This is a genomic window from Bacillus cereus group sp. Bc010 (assembly GCF_027716745.1).
GTDB lineage: Bacteria > Bacillota > Bacilli > Bacillales > Bacillaceae_G > Bacillus_A > Bacillus_A pacificus.
Window position 1 is genome coordinate 21,373 of sequence record NZ_JAQFUY010000022.1, and the last position, 17,835, is coordinate 39,207.

Below are 17,835 nucleotides of genomic sequence, written 5' to 3' on the forward strand. Positions count from 1 at the left end.
GGTCAATATATATAGAGGAGAGAGTAACATGCTTGAAAATACAGGGTTAGTATTAGAAGGCGGCGGTATGCGTGGTGTATATACGGGTGGGATATTAGAATACTTTATGGAACAAGATTTATATTTTCCATATGTAATCGGTGTATCAGCTGGTGCTTGTCATGCAGCGTCGTATCTTTCCAGACAAAGAAATAGAAATAAAACAGTAAATATTGATTATGCATCACATCCGAAATATTTATCGTATAAAAACTTATGGAGAAAACGTCAGCTATTTGATATGGATTTTATTTTTCATGAAATTCCAGAAAAGCATGTGCCGTTCGATTTTGAAACATACTTTAATAGCCCCGAGCGTTTTCTTGTAGGAACGACGGATTGTGAAACAGGACAGTCTGTTTATTTTGAAAAAGAAGGAACGAATGATGATGCACTAAATTTATTACAAGCTTCTAGTTCATTACCTTTCATTGCACCAGTAGTAAATTACCGAGGTAAACAATTATTAGATGGCGGGATTTCAGATCCAATTCCAGTTCGTAAAGCACAGGAAGATGGATTTAAAAAATCAGTCGTAATTTTAACAAGAAATCACGGTTACGCAAAGAAAAAATCAAGATTTGGGTGGATTGCTGCGAAAGCTTATAAAAAATATCCGAATCTTGTTAACACGATGCTAAATCGTTATGAAGTGTATAATGAAACACTTCACTACATTGAAAAAGAAGAACAAGCGGGTAATTTATTTGTTATTCGTCCAGAAGTACCGCTTCAAGTAGATCGTATGGAAAAAGATACAGCAAAATTACAAAATTTATACGAACAAGGCTATGAAGATGCAAAGAGACAGTTTGCTGATTTGCAGGCGTTTTTGCAAAAATAATGATTAGGCTGTGGAGATGGGATTCTCTGCAGTCTTTTTTATTATTGGTTTCGATACCGAATGTTGGTTATACACGTTTTTTATATTATGGTATAATATGGATAAAGGTATGTGGAGAGGTGATACATATGAAAAATGTATATAAAGGGCTTAGACATACTGGATTTATCATGATGCTTATTTTTGGTGGTGTATTTTTACTTCGCTGGTTTATTCATGATGAAATGTTATTAGATCAACTTATTGGTTTTAGTGTGGGCATAGTAATGATTATTTCATCAGTTTTCATTCAAAAGTGCAGTAAAGAATTACAGGTAGAAGAAAAGTATTAAATGGTTATAAGCTCCTTCATATTTTGGAGGGACTGTTATAGTTTGAATGATTGTTATAAAAGAAAAGTAGAGCATCGAATTTCGATGCTCTACTTTTTTAATGTGGTAAGAAAATCAATTGATAAGCGAACAAGATTCCAAATACATACACAAGCGGGTGAACAGCACGGAACTTACCTTTTGCCACTTTCATAAGTGGGTATGAAATAAATCCAAGTGCGATACCTGTTGCGATACTTGATGTAAGTGGCATGCTTAAGATTACTAAGAATGCTGGGAATGCTTCATCAAATGCGTCCCAATCGATGTGGCGAACTGAGCCCATCATAAGACTACCAACGATAATTAATGATGGTGCAGTAATAGCGGATACACCAGAAACGGCACTTACTAATGGTCCGAAGAATGCTGCTAGTGCGAATAAAACAGCTACTGTAACAGTTGTTAAACCAGTACGACCACCAGCTGCAACACCAGCAGATGATTCAATGTAAGCTGTTGATGGTGTTGTTCCGAACATAGAACCGATTGTTGCTGAGAATGAGTCAGATAGAAGAGCTCGTCCAGCTTTTGGAAGCTTTCCATCTTTCATAAATCCACCTTGTTGAGCAACGCCAAGTAATGTACCTGTTGTATCGAATAATGTAACAAGGAAGAATGAGAATACAACGCCGTATAATCCGTAGTTAATTACATCAGATACAGCAGTAATTGGATTTGAAACGATAATGCCTTCTGGTAATCCAGGCATTGATGTAACACCGTTTGAGAATGATAATTGTCCCGTGAAGAAAGCGATAATACCAGTTAATAGCATACCGATAAATAGTGCGCCATTTACATTTAAAGACATAAGGACAATTGTAATTCCAAGTCCAGCTAATGCGAGTAGTACTGGAGCAGAGTGAAGATCACCAAGTCCAACTAAATTTGCTTCATTTTTTGTAACGATACCTGTTAAACGTAAACCGATAAAGGCGATGAAAAGGCCGATACCAGCAGTAATTGCATGTTTTAAGTTTTCAGGAATTGCTTCCATTAATTTTGTACGGAAAGATGTGAATGATAACAAAATTAAAATCATACCTGCTACGAATACAGCAGAGAATGCAATTGCGAAAGTCATGCCTTCATGAGCTTTTACAACAGAGTAAGAGAAGTAAGCATTTAATCCCATACCTGGTGCAATTGCGATTGGTAAGTTTGTAAAGATCGCCATAAATAATGTTCCGACAACAGCAGCGATAATTGTTGCTGTAAATGCTTGTTCAAATGGAACACCTGCATCCCCAAGGATAACTGGGTTTACGACAATGATATATGCCATTGTTAAGAAGGTAATAATACCTGCCATAATTTCAGTTTTAATAGAAGTTTTATGTTTTGAAAGGTTAAACATATAAACATCCTTTCTGTTTACGAATAATTTTCACAACAGTTATATATAATATTCGTTTTTTATCTATTTTGCAATAGTTTTGCATAAAAAGTTTACAACAATTCATATTTTGTGTCTTAAATTCGAATATTAATCGTAACTTGATGTGTGAATTTCAGTTTTTATTATGCACATTATAAGAAAAAGGAGTTGAAAGAAGCTATGCCACAGCAAAAAAACTTTATAACAATGCCAGCGCAACATCAAAATAAACAACCTGGTATTGAATCATTAATGAATCCTCTACCACAGTTTGAAGATCCAAATTATAAAGGTAGCGAAAAGTTAAAAGGAAAGAATGTATTAATTACAGGGGGAGATAGTGGAATTGGACGAGCTGTTTCTATCGCTTTTGCGAAAGAGGGAGCAAATATTGCGATTGCGTATTGATGAAGATGGAGATGCAAATGAGACGAAGCAACGTGTGGAACAAGAAGGTGTAAAGTGTGTGTTGTTACCAGGTGATTTAAGTGATGAACGGCATTGTAAAGATGTTGTTCAAGAGACCGTCCAGCAGTTAGGTAGTTTGCAGGTCTTGGTAAATAATGTCGCGCAGCAATATCCGCAGCAAGGACTAGAGTATATTACAGCAGAACAGCTAGAAAAGACTTTTCGTATTAATATTTTTTCTTATTTTCACGTTGGGAAAGCTGCACTTTCTCATTTAAAGCAAGGGGATGTCATTATAAATACAGCGTCTATCGTTGCATACGAAGGAAATGAAACGTTAATTGATTATTCCGCAACGAAAGGGGCAATCGTTGCTTTCACAAGATCACTTTCTCAGTCATTAGTGCAAAAAGGGATTCGTGTAAATGGTGTTGCGCCAGGACCGATTTGGACACCACTTATTCCATCGAGCTTTGATGAGAAAAAAGTATCACAGTTTGGAAGCAATGTTCCGATGCAAAGACCGGGCCAGCCATATGAATTAGCACCAGCATACGTATATTTAGCGTCTGATGATTCATCCTATGTTACTGGGCAAATGATACATGTAAATGGGGGCGTTATTGTAAATGGATAGTTTTCATTTATAAGAGCAAAGTAAAGTTAATTCCACTTATTATAGTGGCGCTAGGGGAGGGATATAGATGAAAAAATTATGTTTTGTCATACTATTATTTTTCATCCTACCGGTTAGTGCCTTTGCTAATACAGATCATCTAATATTAGTGAACCTTACGACAAACCAATTATCTTTTTTTGAAAATGGAAATTATACAAAAACATTCCCCGTAACAACTGGAAGAGATCGTACTCCTACACCTGAAGGTAATTTTTGTATTATAACTAAATTTAAAAATAAAGAATATCATCGAAAGAAAATAGCTGGTGGTGCACCGAATAATCCTCTTGGTACGAGATGGCTTGGACTAGATAAAAATGAATATGCGATTCATGGGACAAATCGGGAATGGACAATTGGAAGTAGGGAATCAAATGGCTGTATTCGTATGCATGACAGGGATATACAGTGGTTATATGACCGAGTTCAATTACAGACGAAAGTAATCATTTCTCGGTTTCATACGAGCCCGGAATATGAAGCGAATAAGCTTGGTTATCGTGTTGTGAGCTGGAATGGTCGTAAAGTAGAAGAAGAGCAAATTGGTATGCTTACGTTAGTAGATCGCGTGGATATATATTGGCAAGAACCGAATGGACAGCTAACGAAAGTGAAAATGGTATTGCCAAACGAAAGGTATGCAGTGTACTCAAAACGAAAAGATGGAATATATTATATAGGAAACAATTTGTATATAGTGGATGAAACAGGAGAAAAAATTCGTTATGAGCAAATTCCTTCTTCAGCTTTAAGTAATATATATAAACGGAAATATAATGTTCCGTAATAGGCTACCGTATGATAGACGGTAGCTTATTTCTACTTCGAGTTTAACTGCAACTATTGTATTTTGCTGAATATAATACAGTACAGATAGGGGGCGGTTACATTATGAAAAGTGAATTTGCGTTTAAAGTTTTCTTAGTAACGACCTGTTTATTTATCGTGTATTTGTATGCGTTTCTCGTTTTTTCTTTTTATGTTCCATATGTTGATTTAATATTGTTCTTCGGATTTATTTTAGCCTTTGTGAAAGCGAGGGAAGGAGAGAAGAGTATATATCGGCGCATTACGTTATGCGGGACGGCCGTTCTTGTTATTTTGTATTTTTTTATGTTTAATATTTTGGCTTAAATGTATGACAACAAGTCTCTACACTTGTTGCTACAGAACTTTCTAGCGTTTCGTTCGTTAAAACTGCACTTGTATACGATTCATTTTCAGTTTGACCCGTTTCATCGGCATCTGGCTGAACGATAATCGCACTTGCTTGACAAAAGTTACCTTGTCCCCAAAATGAGCAATTGGAAACAGAGCATCTTACTTCTGGCATAAAACCCCCTCCTTATACATTAGTTTGGAATTTTACGTCCATTTCATGTGTAGAAGGAGTTTCCTTTTCTCGTTATTTTTTCGTTTGTTCAAACCATTCTTTAAACTTTTCTTTTGACTGTTCTCCGCTAATACGGCTTACTTCTTTACCATCTTTAAAATGAATAATTGTCGGTGTTCCTTGGATATTGTATTTATCCCAAGGCTCGTTTAAATTTTCAATATCAATTACTTTCATATCAACATTTAAATCTTTCGCTAAAGGTACAACAATAGGAGAGACCTTTTGGCAATGAACGCAAGAGGTTTGATAGAAGTAAATCGTTTGTTCTTTTTTATCTTCTATATTTTTATTGAGATCTTCAAGAGAAATTTTATTTGAGTAGTAACCTTTTTCATCTGTCGATGCGTTTTTCTTCTCCATTTGAGTTACAGCAAAGATTGCCGCAAATAAGACGATAATAATACCGCCAAATATAAGCATTTTTTTCATTCTTTCATCTCCTTATTTGTTTTTGATGACAATAAAGCTACAAACAGCGATTGTAATAAAGCCGATAAGTGCTAAAAACGGGATTGTCACAAAGCCGAACCAGTTTATGTATTCTCCCGTACATGGTACACGGCCGCAAGCTGCCCCTGCAGCCGAAAATGCTGCGACTTTTTGAATTGCATAGTGATATAAAGAAATACAAGCACCAATACTTGCGATTGGTAAAGAATAGTTTGCGATGCGATAGTCTTTTTTTACTACAGCGATACCGAGCCATAAAACGAATGGATACATGAAAATACGTTGATACCAACAAAGGACACAAGGTTCAAATTTCATGATTTCGGAAAAGTATAGACTTCCTAGTGTAGCGATAAAAGAAGCTCCCCACGCGGTAAATAAAGCATATTCTTGCTTTTTTTCTCGTCCCATATTTTATACCTCTCTTATAATAGTTACATACTAAATTATAGTATGAAGTGGTACAGAAAAGAAAGAAAAAATATGTTTATCAATAAAAGTTTTATAAGGGGAAACTTTTATTGATATGAACATTTTAAAAAAGCGCTATTCTCCAGAAGAGAATAGCGCTATAGTTTACATTTGAATTTGCTCTACTTCTTCTATATGTGACTTTTGGGATGCGTGGTCAATATATTGAAATAGGAGCTGCAATTGTTTATCAACTTCTGGCAGTTCTTTACTGTATTGATAAGCGTGTAAAAAATGCTCAATACGCTTAGAAAATAATTGATCGTTCGTTTGAACCATGAGAACGAGTAATTTATCCCAATTACAGCAATACGTGTAATAGAGAGCTTTATCATAATCGTTATATGTTTGCACTGTGTACCCTCCTTACCGAGAGTTATATATAGTGTGTGATAAGTAAGGAGAAATACACTTGAAAGAATTTGTTAAGAAAAAAAGTGAATGAAAAAAAACGAGGTGTTTCCTCGTTTTTTAAGCTTTTGGCATTGGCGTAGGTGTTGGTTTGCCATAGCCTTCTTTGTATTTATTATCGATATAGTTACGAATTTCAAGTGTTGATTTTCCTTTTTGTTTCATCGAAGCAGATTCAACTGCGATTTCTAGGCAATTGACGCAAGTCGTTGCATGGGAATCCCAAACAACTTCACCATTCTTTTTAATTTCACGAATAAAGCAGTTTTTATTATTTTTATGTCCTACACTTTCACCGCAACCGCAGTAACATGGAATCCAATCTAATAGCTCTGCATTTTGTCCAGCGACAGTGTAGATGTCTTTCATTTGTGGATCAAGCTTGTCTAGGAAGGTAGGAAGTGTGTCGATTCCTTTTGTTTTCTCTTGAATGTCAGCTTGCTGAGTGTGCGATGCGTGGTCATGTTCCTCTTTTTTTGATTCAGAAGATTTTTGGTCATTTGTACCAGTACTTCCGCATCCAGCAAGAATTAAGCTTAGTACTGCAAGTAAAGAAAATACATATTTTTTCATTCGCTTGTCCCCTTTACAAATGTATTAATCAAATTGTATCAGAGATTACGGTGTATCGGTTGAAGATTTTTTTGAATGATTTTTGAAGCGCCATCTTAGCGAATGAAATAGAAATAAAATAGGGATATAAGCATATACAATATATAAACCAGCTTGAGATAGTACTGTGTTTAATGTGTTTATACTTTCACGGTTTGTGAAAAATAAAGATGAAATAAATATGGTTGCGATAAAAAATGGCAGTGTGATTTTAAACGGTATGTGAAAAGATCTTTTGCTAATGCAACAAGAAGACCAGATGGTTAAACAAAGATTAGGTAAAATAATAAGATACCATAAGAAAATAATAATGTACTCAAACCTTTGGATAAAAGGAACTTTAATGATTTTTAGCATCGTTAATGTTGGCCAAATGGTATGATGTAATTGCCCTGGGCTATAGTACATAAGGGAAACGATGGCCAGTATTACGTATAGAATTGTTGTAAAAACAATACCACCATGTGCCCATTTATTTAACGATTTTCCTTTTTTAATAAATGGATAAAAAACAAGGATTGCTTCAAATCCAAGAAATTCTAATGCAGATGCTTTCGCTGAAGTTAGAATTTCTAAAGGTGAATGAGTAAGAATTGGGAAAATGTTACGGACATGCGCATATTTCATTGGGAAAACTAAGAATAACAGGACGAAAATCGGTATAATAACGCCCCAAAAACAAATTCCAGTTACAGAACGAAAGCCGCCTCTAATTATGTAATAAGCTACCAGTAAAAATAGTAAAGTTAATTTCCATGGTTTAATTGTAGGAAAGACCCAAACTTGAATAACTTCAATATATGTACGAAGAACAGTAAGGCAAAATAATAGAAGGTATGCAGCAAAACATACGGAAAAGAATGTTCCAATCCATTTTCCGAAACATGTCGTATGAATATTCATTAAATCATTATCTTTTTCTAACATTTTCAGCATACAAAATAATACAATATGAGTTGCAATACCAGCAATAATAAGAGAAATCCAAGCATCATAACCGGCAAATTGTGAAATAATCCTTTGGTATCCTAATACACCTACTCCAATTTGAAGAGAATGTAATAGAAGGAATGTGAAATAAGGGGAAACAGTATGTGTTTTATCTTGTCCAGTCATGATAGCACCTCACTATTCTCCGATACCAGATTGTACGACATTAATCTTTACATTGACAGCAACGTCTACATTAGGATACATATCTTGAATTTGTTTCATGCTCCATTTTCTTGAATGACTACGAATTTCTTCACGTATTCCTATTGGATCAATTTTATTTTCTTGGAATTGTTTTATTAGTCCGTTTAAATCCTTTTCAAGCGTTTTTTCTATATGTCGCTTTACGTAATTTATATTTTTACTCTTTGATAAATCCAGCCAGCTGGGAGCATTTTTTATAAGTCCATTTAATTTTAAGTGTATGTTAACTTTCGGAATATCACCGTTTGGCGAAAGCGAACATACACTTTTTCCAGATAAGTTTTGAGTAGCAATTAATCCTTTATGTTTACCTTGACGTATCGAAACTTCGTAACGTCCATTTTTAGTTGGATTAATGAGTAATTTAAATAAAAAAGACCTTTTCCTATCTGTATACATAGCTACTTTATCCTTTTTTTAAAAAGCGAGCCCTTTAATGGAAGCAGATTTGTCTTCTGATACTTGAATGTAAGGAAGAAATGAATCGTATCCAGATGAATAGAAGTTATATAAAAAAATATTTAAAGCTGTCCGCGGGATTGTCTCGTTTTTTATATTTTGTTCCAGTAGTTCAGATAGATATAGCGAGCCGTTTGTTCTGACATGTTTAAGTAATTCTTCTGCTGAACCATCTACAAGCGCGAGTTGCACATCTCGGCCAATGTTAGGATCACGTTGTAAGTTGTTAATAACATCTCCAAGTCCATGTTCACCAAATGCTTTTCCAAATAGGACAACACGCATTTGCCCCACAGCGATCGTATGTGGGGATTTGGCGTTTAGAAGGGAAGAGATTGTTTCAATTGTTCCTGCATGAGTGGATTGAGTTTCTGGTTTAGATTGTACGCCTTTTGTGTAATCAGGATATAAAATTGTCCCGCGAAATTTTTTATCTTTTATAATATCGAATCCACCTATGTGAATCATTCGTTGTGTATCAACTATATTTGCTTCTGTACAACCAGATTGAAAAATTAAAATGATAATGAAAAAGCATAATAAAATATTTTTCATTTTTCCTCACCGTCGCGTTTTTCTTTCGCTTTGTTTGGATTATAGCGCCATTTCTTTTTCGGTCTTAGAAAAGAAGCTCGTCCTGCAGTTTGACTAAATGGAAGGCGAAGGAGTCCTTCAGCTGTACCTAAACCGCGAAATGGATATAAAGGTAATAAATAAGGTGATCCAAGTGATTTTAAGCGAATTAAATGAGCCAATATGAATACAAATCCGACGATAAGACCTACACCTCCAAATGCTCCAGCTAAAATGATGAGAGGGAAGCGTAATATTCGGATAGTAGAAGACATTTTTACTGTTGGTGTTGTAAAAGAAGCTAGTGCAGACAGCGCAACAGCAATTAATAAGATGGTGCTTGTTAAAGCAGCCTCAACAGATGCTTGCCCAATTACAATCCCACCAACAATACCAATCGTTTGGCCAACTTTAGTCGGTAAACGCGCCCCAGCCTCGCGCAGTAATTCGATTGTAATTTCTAAAAAAAGTGCCTCCAAAACAGGTGGAAATGGTACGTTGGCTCTAGAATAAATAATTGGTCCAAGTAAATCTGCTGGAATCATTTGATAGTGATACGTTAGTACAGCTGTATAAATAGCTGATGAAAACAGAGAGAATGCTGCTCCAAAAAAGCGAACTAATCTAAGAAATGAACCTGCCATCCATGGTAAATAATAGTCTTCTGGAGAGACGAAAAAATCGAGTAATGTTGCTGGTCCAGCTAACGCATATGGTGAACCGTCTGTTAAAATGACAACTCCTCCATTTAGTAATGCATAAACAGAACGATCTAAACGCTCTGTAGGTAGTAAAACAGGGAAGGGAGAGTTACTATTATCACTAATAAACTGTTCAATCATAGTTGCATCAAAAGGATAATCAAAATCAATATCTTGTAGACGTTGCGTTGCAGTGTTAATATGCTGTTCATTTGTAATTCCTTCGATGTAAGCAACTACGATTTTAGTTTTTGACATAGAACCAACGCTAAGTTCTTTAAAAATTAATTGCTCGGTTACGATATTTCGGCGTAATAAATGTATATTTATATCAACATTTTCAACAAAACCAACTTTAGGGCCAATAACACTATATTCATTTTCTGTGTCATTTACTAAACGCGTTCCTAAAACTGTACTTTCAGCGCGTAGAAGTGCATACGCTGCTTGTTCTGAATCTTTTTTTAGCTGTAATAATACATACCCACCTAATAATTTTTCGCGAATATCATCAATGGAAGGAGAAATGATGATGTCTTCAATAGATACAATATTTAAAATATCATCAATATGTTGAATCACGTCCAATTTATCTTTTATAGGTGCTAAAATGAATCGTTTAATAATAAGTGATTCTACTGTCGATTTATAATAAAACAAACATAATGTGCCATCTTCTATAATGTTATAAGAAGAGAAGTCACTTGATTCTTTCATAGTATGGATAAACTCTGGGATAGAACAGACGGTTTGTTTTTTCTTTTTAGATGATAAACGAAACATTTTCACACCCCCTAACATATATCATTTACTTGTGTTAGTTTTTGGGAAAGACGGGAATTTATACTTGAAAATTGAAAGTTCATAAAGAAAAGGAAGAGTATTGAAAAACTCTTCCTTTTTGGCGTATTAATTTGTTTTCTTTTCCTTAATAGACTTTACTAATTTAATCATTTCTGCTCGTATATCTTCTTTTTTTACGTTTAATTTTTCGGCAATTTGTTTCATATCCATTCCGTCTTTTTTCATTTTTAGCACATCATCAAGGGGAGTATTACTTTTTTGAGAGATGATTGTTAATATCGTGAGCTGACGTAATCCGATATTATATTCTTTCATTTTTTGTTGTAGCCCGTCTGGTGTAGATTTTTGCATATTTGCTAATTCTTGCAGCAGTGCCTTTTTCGTTTCTTTATTCATATGATGCTTTTTCAACTTACTTGGATCTACCCCGAAATGCTCAGCTGTTTTCTCCCAAGATTTATTTTGCTTATAGTAAGCTAAAACGTCCTTAATTTTTTTTTTACTCATTCTTGCAATGTGGGCAGCTTTCCAAATTTCATGTTTGTTATAACCGAGTTTTTCGAGCGATTGCATTTCTTCTTCTGAAATTGGTTTATGATGATGCAATGTTACTTCTTTTGGCATAGCAGCGAAAGTGGGGAAGACGGTTGTACCGAATAATAATGCTGCCATAGTCATACTTACTGCGATTTTTTTGTACATATAAACTCCTCCTAGATAGATGATGTGGAAAACTGTACACATATCATTTCCATAAAATGTGAAATACTTGTGAACAAATCAAGTTTTTTTATTCACAGTATGAAATGAAGTTTTTGGGAGTTTTCCAACATAAAACATTGATTAATAGTAAAAAACTAAGGTATAATCGAAATTGAAAATCAATATCAATAATAAACGTATACATATAGATAAAAATAAGGGAGAGAAAAATATGACTACATATACTTCCATCGCAAATGTGATTAAAGAAAGACGTTCTGTTCGTACATTTACAGATAAAGCAGTAGACAAAGAGTTGTTAATTGAACTATTAAACGACGCAACGTGGGCACCGAATCATAAACATCGTGAACCATGGAATTGTAAATTATACATTGGAGACGGCCGTCAGAAATTAGTAGATGCAGTATTAAACTCTTTCACAGAAGAAGAAAGAGCGAAACGAGGTAAAATTTTATCTGATCGTTTCTTAAGCACGCCAGCACAAATTGTTGTATATATAAATGAAGACCCACGTCAAATTCAACGTGACGAAGATTACGCTGCAACATGTGCATTTATGCAAAACTTCCAACTTCTTGCTTGGGAACGTGGATTAGGTTGTGTTTGGAAATCAGGTGGATTAAACTACAATCCATTATTTATAGAAGGACTTGGTTTAACAAGAGGTCAACGCATCGTTGGAATTCTTCACCTTGGCTATTTCGATAAAGCGCCAGAAGGAAAAGCTCGTACACCGATTACGGAGAAGATGGAGATTATTGAAGGTTAATAGATGAGACATTCTCGTTTTTGCGAGGGTGTCTTTTTATTATGTAATCAATCCTCATGAAAGCTTGTTCTCAATCATACACTTTCTTAAGGGAAAGTGTAAGGAGGGAAAATAATGAGAGCAAGTGACGATAAAGCACTGCAATATGCGATTGCGGAAATTACGGAAATTGCGACTGGATTTGGGCTTGATTTTTATCCGATGCGTTATGAAATATGTCCAGCGGAAATTATTTATACATTTGGTGCATATGGGATGCCGACGCGGTTTTCACATTGGAGTTTTGGGAAACAGTTTTTCAGAATGAAATTACAATACGATTTAGGTCTTAGTAAAATATACGAACTCGTTATTAACTCTGATCCATGTTATGCCTTTTTATTAGATACGAACTCGTTAATTCAAAATAAATTAATCGTAGCGCACGTGTTAGCGCACTGTGATTTCTTTAAAAATAATATTCGTTTTTCAAATACGAAGCGAGATATGGTAGAAAGTATGTCAGCGACAGCTGAACGGGTGAAAGCGTATGAGCATAAGTACGGAAAAGAAGAGGTAGAAACATTTTTAGATGCCGTACTTGCCATTCAAGAGCATATTGATCCGTCGCTCATGCGTCCAAAACTTGCATGGAGTATTGATGATTTAGAAGAGGAAGAAGTAGAAAAGAAAAAGGTATCGCAATACGATGACTTATGGAATTTAGATAATCGAAATAAAAAGCGGGAACGCTCCAATGTGCGTAAAAAGAAGAAAATCCCACCACAACCGGAGAAAGACTTACTCCTCTTTATTGAAGAATATAGCCGTGAGCTAGAAGATTGGCAGCGAGATATATTAACGATGATGCGTGAAGAAATGTTATATTTCTGGCCACAGCTTGAAACGAAGATCATGAACGAAGGCTGGGCATCATACTGGCATCAACGCATACTTCGCGAAATGGACTTAACATCTGATGAAGCAATTGAATTTGCGAAATTAAATGCGGGCGTCGTTCAGCCATCCAAAACAAGCATTAATCCATACTACCTCGGTATTAAAATGTTTGAAGATATTGAGGAGCGCTACAACAACCCGACAGAAGAAATGAAAAGACGAGGTGTCAAACCAGGATCTGGTCGTGACAAAATCTTTGAAGTACGCGAAATCGAATGGGACGTATCGTTTTTAAGAAACTACTTAAATAAAGATCTCGTAATGAGAGAAGATATGTACTTATTCCAGCGTCAAGGAAAAGAATATAAAGTAATAGATAAAGAGTGGGAGCATGTACGTGATCAGCTCGTAAATATGCGGACAAATGGTGGTTTCCCGTACTTAGTAGTAGAAGACGGGGACTACTTAAAGAATGGAGAATTGTACATTAAACATAATTACGAAGGAATTGAGCTCGATTTAAAATACTTAGAAAAGGTATTGCCATATCTTCATCAGCTATGGGGAAGAACGGTGCATATGGAGTCGATCGTAGAGAGTAAGGGTGTTGTGTTTTCTTATGATGGGAAGATGGTGCATCGGAAGTATGTGTGATAAGGAAAGCCACTATGTATATAGTGGCTTTTTTGATCTGTTTTTCATTATGTGTTTTTTATACCAACAACTAGAATACTAGTAAATCTATAAACTTAAAAATCCTTACTCACATTCAAGTTGTTGCACACATTTACTATAAAGAATTTTTGATTTCGTTTGTAGAAACGGTTTCAACATAACCAGTATATTCATTATAATTGTCATCTGTGTACTGAATACCGATAAAATAGAAAGAATCCATATCCCCAACTACTTTTGTATAACTAATGTTTTTAGGACGTTCTTTAAAGAGTTTGAATTCCTTTGTTTGTACGTTATAAGTGTATAAATCCCCACCGTGGTTAGCACTTCCTGCAGCTCCACCTATTACAAGCAATAAGTGATTATTATCAATCCATGTAACGCTCTTACAAGTCTGTGAGTTATTTAATTTGGAATCTATTTTCACTACTGTCTGTTTGTCTGCCTTAAAATCATACAAGGATAACTTACCTGGCTCATCAGCTAATACACGGCTATTCAAAATTATTTTATCTCCGCTAGGCGAAATTTCGTAGTCAAGTGCTGTGCCTAAATCTGATTTTCCTAGTGGTATAGTTTCTCCTTTTGTATTCTTAGTTAGTAAAGAAACCTCTGTTTCGTCTATAGCCAACTCATTGTTCTTTTTGGACTCTTGCTTTTCCTTGTTGGAATTTTGTTGATTCGTTTCTTTTGTTGAATCAATTTGTTTTGTAACAACAGATTTCTTTTGGGGTAAAGAAATGATATTAAAATAGCCTAAAACAAATATTGCGATGAGTACAGCAATAATCCCCAATAATAAAGTATTTAAATAGCGATTTTTCATAGTATCCTCCCGTTAATTTCAATAATATGGATTCATAATATCACAATGAAAATGCTTTCTCTATCTAAAATTGTAATATTTTGATGTTAAGTGAAACGAAAAGCTACATTGTAAAGCAATGCATGTAGTGCAATCGTAAGATATACTATAAGTTTTTATAGTGTATATTTAACCTCCTGGGGTATAGGTTTGTTATAGATTTGGTAGAAGTGAATATATAGCTGATTAACGGTGCCTTCCTATTAATATGATAGACCTTGGGGAAGGCCCGACATAGATATCCGGTCTTTTTCATCTGGAACAAATTTTCAAATATGCTATTCTTGAAAAAGGGAGTTACATAGAGAAATGGAGCGATTCAAATGAGCAGAATAGGGGTATGCAAGGTGGATATTACGCCGCCTATAGGTATTGATTTTGTCGGATATCATAGAGAGACAGGAATAAATAATATTGAAGAACGTATTTATGGGACGGTTTTTGTATTTGAAAAAGGTGAAATGAAAACTGTGTTTATAAGTATTGATAATATTGGGATGTTAGTAGAAGATACGAATATGATTCGTGAGCAAGTAGCGAGTGAACTTCATGTGCCGTTTGAGCGAATAACGGTTGTTTATACTCATACGCATTCCGGTCCAGAGACGGTCGGTGATAATCCGCTCGTACAGTCGTATAAAACGATTTTAGTAAATAATGTAGTGCACGGTGCGGTTACTGCGAATAACAACTTGAAGCTATGTGAAGTTGGCTGGGGTGTTACGACAGGTGATATTGGGGTAAACAGAAGAGAGAGAACATCTGATGGAAGAGCAAAGATGGGAACAAATATAGATGGTGTTGTAGATAAACGTATTGGCATGTTAGCAATAAGAAATGCTGAAACGAAGGAGCTATCTGGTATTGTAGTATTTTGTACTGCGCATCCGAATGTTTTAAAAGGTGATAGTGATGTATTATCAGCAGATTATCCTGGAATGACGAGAGAGATTCTTGAGAAAATCGTAAACTGTCCTGTTATGATTGTGCAAGGAGCTGCTGGTAATGTGAATGCGAAGTATAGAGGTTCAAAGGAAGCGTTAAAACAAATGGTTTACACGCTTAGTGGACATGTATTAACGATGTTGCCAACAGTTACATACAGCCCAATTGTAAATTTAAGAACAGTTTCGAGTACGATGCAAATGAAGTTGAAAGATATTCCTGGAATAAATGAGATACGAAGCATGGCTCAATTAGCAGAGAAACAGTGGGGCGTGAATACGGATGAATGGCTTACTATCGTTTTAGAAAAATATAAGCAAGGTATTCGGCAGTTACGTATTGATTTAGAAGTGCAACTGTTTCAAATTAATGATGGTATATTCTCTGGTATACCGATGGAACCTTTTTCAGAGACTGCGTTAGAAATGAAAGAGAGTCTTCAAAATGAACTAGCTTTCTTTGGTGGATATACGAACGGATATATTGGTTACTTACCAACGAAAGAAGAATTCGCATATGGTGGATATGAAGTGGAATTAAGCCCTGTAGTGTATGGACCGGTTACGAATTTATTGATGCCACTGGAGGAAAATACTGCGGAGCTGATTGTGAAGAAGGTTACGGGTTTATGTAATAAAGTAAACCTTTAATGAGACAGATTTTTGAACGCAGAGTAAAGAATATGACTAATTGTGTGATTTTGTTAAGTCAATGTAATTAATAATGATTATTATTATTAATTACATTGACTTCTAAAAAAAGAAAAACTAGAATTTATAAAGGGATCTTCAATTGTTCGCTATCATTTGTATAGGAGGTAAGTTATGTTGGATAGCTTTATTTCTATAAGATGTAGGTTGGCTCTTTATAGTTTTGGTGTTCTTTTTATCTTTTTTTGTACAGTATTTTTAGTGAATCAAAAGGTGTATGCAGAAGATGTACCGTGGACATCAGTTTCCAATGAGGGAGAACGTGTACTTTTTCAAGAACAATCTTTGTATAGTAATGATCGAAGGGGAGAAGATCTTGTTTCACCTTCATTTGAAGGGCGTAAACATGGTGGGGAAGATTGGGGATACTTATTAAGAGACAGTAATTTTAATTATTCATCTAATATCCTTACACATTCTATAATAGAAAGAGATGATCGAATTAGAGTTACTGATACAACTTTGTATCCTTATAGGGCTATAGTACACTTAGTAATTCAATTTAATGGACAAGAGGTTTATGGGTGTACAGGAGCGCTAATTAGTAAAGATACAGTATTTACAGCTGGGCACTGTGTTTACAATAAAAAGCTTGGTGGATGGGCAAAAAATGTTATTGTGACTCCTGGTAGAAATGGAAACCAAGCACCATATTTGCCTTATAGTTGGACAAAGCTTTATTCAGTAAGTGGATGGACTGATGATGGAGATTCGGAATTTGATTATGGAGCCATTAAATTAAATGGATCTCCTGGAGATTATACAGGTTGGTTAGGATATAGAACTACTAATGTAGAGTCTCCAAAGGGGTTACTTGCAGTAGTTCCAGGGTATCCGTGTGATAAAGTAGGAAATGAAAAATATACTATGTGGACAGATTATGGACCAATTGAAGGAACTAGTCCTAGAATTTTAACATATAAGATGGACACTTATGGATGTCAAAGTGGAGCACCTGTATATCATGACTATTCTCGTACGGGTGTAACAATAATAGCTACCCATACAGTAGGAAGGAATTCTTGGAATTCTGGAAATCGGGTGACAGATGATGTTTTTAATAATCTTAAAAAATGGTCTGAATAAATATAATAAGTTTATATGGATTTTATGTTGTATATTGGTCATTATCATAATGTCTAGTTCTATAGCAAATAATGAAAAGAAGTTTAGTAAGATTGTTAATTCTGTAACTTTTCACGTGAAAAATAAAGAAAAACAGCCAATAAAAGATTTTGAAATTATACTTATGAAAGATGAATCACCTGAGCCGAGTAAAGAAATTGGGATTTCAATAGGGAAAACGGATGAAGAAGGGAAAGTTATTTGGAAGAATGTGAGGAAGGGAAATTATATCGTATTTTTACCAAATAGTGAGACGCAAATAGTTAGGGTTAATGATAGAGATGAAACGAGAGTAATAAATATATTATTGTAGAAAACGAATCCATTTTGAAAAAGAATAAT

General features: G+C 35.0%; 19 protein-coding genes and 2 pseudogenes. 10 read left to right on the forward strand and 11 right to left on the reverse strand.

Translation table 11 applies throughout. The features are described 5' to 3' along the window. Nucleotides 1-28 precede the first annotated feature (28 nt). Together PDQ68_RS20380 and PDQ68_RS20385 are read left to right on the forward strand one after the other, a co-directional pair. Complete coding sequence (locus tag PDQ68_RS20380; protein ID WP_000892679.1) at nt 29-883, forward strand: patatin-like phospholipase family protein; 855 nt, start codon at nt 29-31, stop codon at nt 881-883. A gap of 128 nt (nt 884-1,011) precedes the next feature. Next, nucleotides 1,012-1,215: a hypothetical protein gene (locus PDQ68_RS20385; protein ID WP_049113661.1), complete on the forward strand. Its 204-nt coding sequence runs from the start codon at nt 1,012-1,014 to the stop codon at nt 1,213-1,215. A 97-nt stretch (nt 1,216-1,312) separates the two neighbouring features. On the opposite strand, the gene PDQ68_RS20390 is transcribed toward PDQ68_RS20385, so the two are convergent. Next, complete coding sequence (locus tag PDQ68_RS20390; protein WP_000482726.1) at nt 1,313-2,614, reverse strand: NCS2 family permease; 1,302 nt, start codon at nt 2,612-2,614, stop codon at nt 1,313-1,315. Between the two features lie 201 nt (nt 2,615-2,815). On the opposite strand from PDQ68_RS20390, the pseudogene PDQ68_RS20395 reads away from it, so the two are divergent. The 3 genes and pseudogenes from PDQ68_RS20395 to PDQ68_RS20405 all read left to right on the forward strand — a co-directional run bounded on the left by PDQ68_RS20395 (nt 2,816) and on the right by PDQ68_RS20405 (nt 4,856). Further along, nucleotides 2,816-3,680 (forward strand): annotated as a pseudogene (locus PDQ68_RS20395) (SDR family oxidoreductase). A gap of 67 nt (nt 3,681-3,747) precedes the next feature. After that, on the forward strand, nt 3,748-4,509 hold the full coding sequence (locus PDQ68_RS20400; RefSeq protein WP_000732021.1) for a L,D-transpeptidase: 762 nt from the start codon (nt 3,748-3,750) through the stop codon (nt 4,507-4,509). Nucleotides 4,510-4,613: 104 nt separating this feature from the next. Continuing rightward, on the forward strand, nt 4,614-4,856 hold the full coding sequence (locus tag PDQ68_RS20405) for a hypothetical protein (protein WP_061183497.1): 243 nt from the start codon (nt 4,614-4,616) through the stop codon (nt 4,854-4,856). Here the strand turns inward: PDQ68_RS20405 and PDQ68_RS20410 are convergent. The 9 genes and pseudogenes from PDQ68_RS20410 to PDQ68_RS20450 form a co-directional block, all read right to left on the reverse strand. Then, on the reverse strand, nt 4,840-5,055 hold the full coding sequence (locus PDQ68_RS20410; protein ID WP_001115486.1) for a DUF1540 domain-containing protein: 216 nt from the start codon (nt 5,053-5,055) through the stop codon (nt 4,840-4,842). The two genes, PDQ68_RS20405 and PDQ68_RS20410, sit on opposite strands and share 17 nt — an antisense overlap. Nucleotides 5,056-5,127: 72 nt before the next feature. After that, the gene (locus tag PDQ68_RS20415; RefSeq protein ID WP_000738460.1) at nt 5,128-5,547 is read right to left on the reverse strand and encodes a thioredoxin family protein; all 420 of its coding nucleotides are present in this window, start codon (nt 5,545-5,547) and stop codon (nt 5,128-5,130) included. Nucleotides 5,548-5,559: 12 nt separating this feature from the next. Beyond that, a complete protein-coding gene (locus PDQ68_RS20420) occupies nt 5,560-5,979 on the reverse strand; it encodes a disulfide formation protein C (RefSeq protein ID WP_000532255.1) in 420 nt (139 codons plus the stop codon). A 165-nt stretch (nt 5,980-6,144) separates the two neighbouring features. After that, complete coding sequence (locus PDQ68_RS20425) at nt 6,145-6,393, reverse strand: YhdB family protein (RefSeq protein ID WP_001195458.1); 249 nt, start codon at nt 6,391-6,393, stop codon at nt 6,145-6,147. Between the two features lie 117 nt (nt 6,394-6,510). Next, nucleotides 6,511-7,023, reverse strand: a complete 513-nt coding sequence (locus tag PDQ68_RS20430; RefSeq protein WP_000761023.1) for a PCYCGC domain-containing protein — start codon at nt 7,021-7,023, stop codon at nt 6,511-6,513. Nucleotides 7,024-7,068: 45 nt separating this feature from the next. Next, entirely contained in the window at nt 7,069-8,178 is a 1,110-nt protein-coding gene (locus tag PDQ68_RS20435; RefSeq protein WP_061183496.1) for a GerAB/ArcD/ProY family transporter, read from the reverse strand. Nucleotides 8,179-8,190: 12 nt separating this feature from the next. Further along, nucleotides 8,191-9,273, reverse strand: a pseudogene (gene gerYC / locus PDQ68_RS20440) (spore germination protein GerYC). Then, entirely contained in the window at nt 9,270-10,775 is a 1,506-nt protein-coding gene (gene gerYA / locus PDQ68_RS20445; protein WP_061183495.1) for a spore germination protein GerYA, read from the reverse strand. Before gerYA ends, gerYC begins: the two are co-directional and overlap by 4 nt. A 126-nt stretch (nt 10,776-10,901) precedes the next feature. Next, the gene (locus PDQ68_RS20450; RefSeq protein ID WP_061183494.1) at nt 10,902-11,498 is read right to left on the reverse strand and encodes a hypothetical protein; all 597 of its coding nucleotides are present in this window, start codon (nt 11,496-11,498) and stop codon (nt 10,902-10,904) included. A gap of 232 nt (nt 11,499-11,730) precedes the next feature. Between PDQ68_RS20450 and PDQ68_RS20455 the strand changes: the two genes are divergently transcribed. Together PDQ68_RS20455 and spoVR are read left to right on the forward strand one after the other, a co-directional pair. Beyond that, nucleotides 11,731-12,291, forward strand: coding sequence for a nitroreductase family protein (locus PDQ68_RS20455; protein WP_000214805.1), 561 nt, complete (start codon nt 11,731-11,733; stop codon nt 12,289-12,291). Between the two features lie 114 nt (nt 12,292-12,405). Beyond that, nucleotides 12,406-13,824 carry a stage V sporulation protein SpoVR gene (gene spoVR, locus PDQ68_RS20460; RefSeq protein WP_016716519.1) on the forward strand — a complete coding sequence of 473 codons (1,419 nt, stop codon included), beginning with the start codon at nt 12,406-12,408 and terminating at the stop codon, nt 13,822-13,824. Between the two features lie 136 nt (nt 13,825-13,960). On the opposite strand, the gene PDQ68_RS20465 is transcribed toward spoVR, so the two are convergent. Continuing rightward, complete coding sequence (locus PDQ68_RS20465) at nt 13,961-14,674, reverse strand: DUF4652 domain-containing protein (RefSeq protein ID WP_016716520.1); 714 nt, start codon at nt 14,672-14,674, stop codon at nt 13,961-13,963. Between the two features lie 362 nt (nt 14,675-15,036). Here PDQ68_RS20465 and PDQ68_RS20470 point away from each other — a divergent pair, with 362 nt between their 5' ends. From PDQ68_RS20470 to PDQ68_RS20480, 3 genes are all read left to right on the forward strand, one after another. Continuing rightward, a complete protein-coding gene (locus PDQ68_RS20470) occupies nt 15,037-16,308 on the forward strand; it encodes a neutral/alkaline non-lysosomal ceramidase N-terminal domain-containing protein (protein WP_029141059.1) in 1,272 nt (423 codons plus the stop codon). Nucleotides 16,309-16,482: 174 nt separating this feature from the next. Further along, nucleotides 16,483-17,454 carry a trypsin-like serine peptidase gene (locus PDQ68_RS20475; RefSeq protein WP_061183493.1) on the forward strand — a complete coding sequence of 324 codons (972 nt, stop codon included), beginning with the start codon at nt 16,483-16,485 and terminating at the stop codon, nt 17,452-17,454. After that, a complete protein-coding gene (locus PDQ68_RS20480) occupies nt 17,420-17,806 on the forward strand; it encodes a DUF2606 family protein (RefSeq protein WP_000478580.1) in 387 nt (128 codons plus the stop codon). Before PDQ68_RS20475 ends, PDQ68_RS20480 begins: the two co-directional genes overlap by 35 nt. The last annotated feature ends 29 nt before the right edge of the window (nt 17,807-17,835 follow it).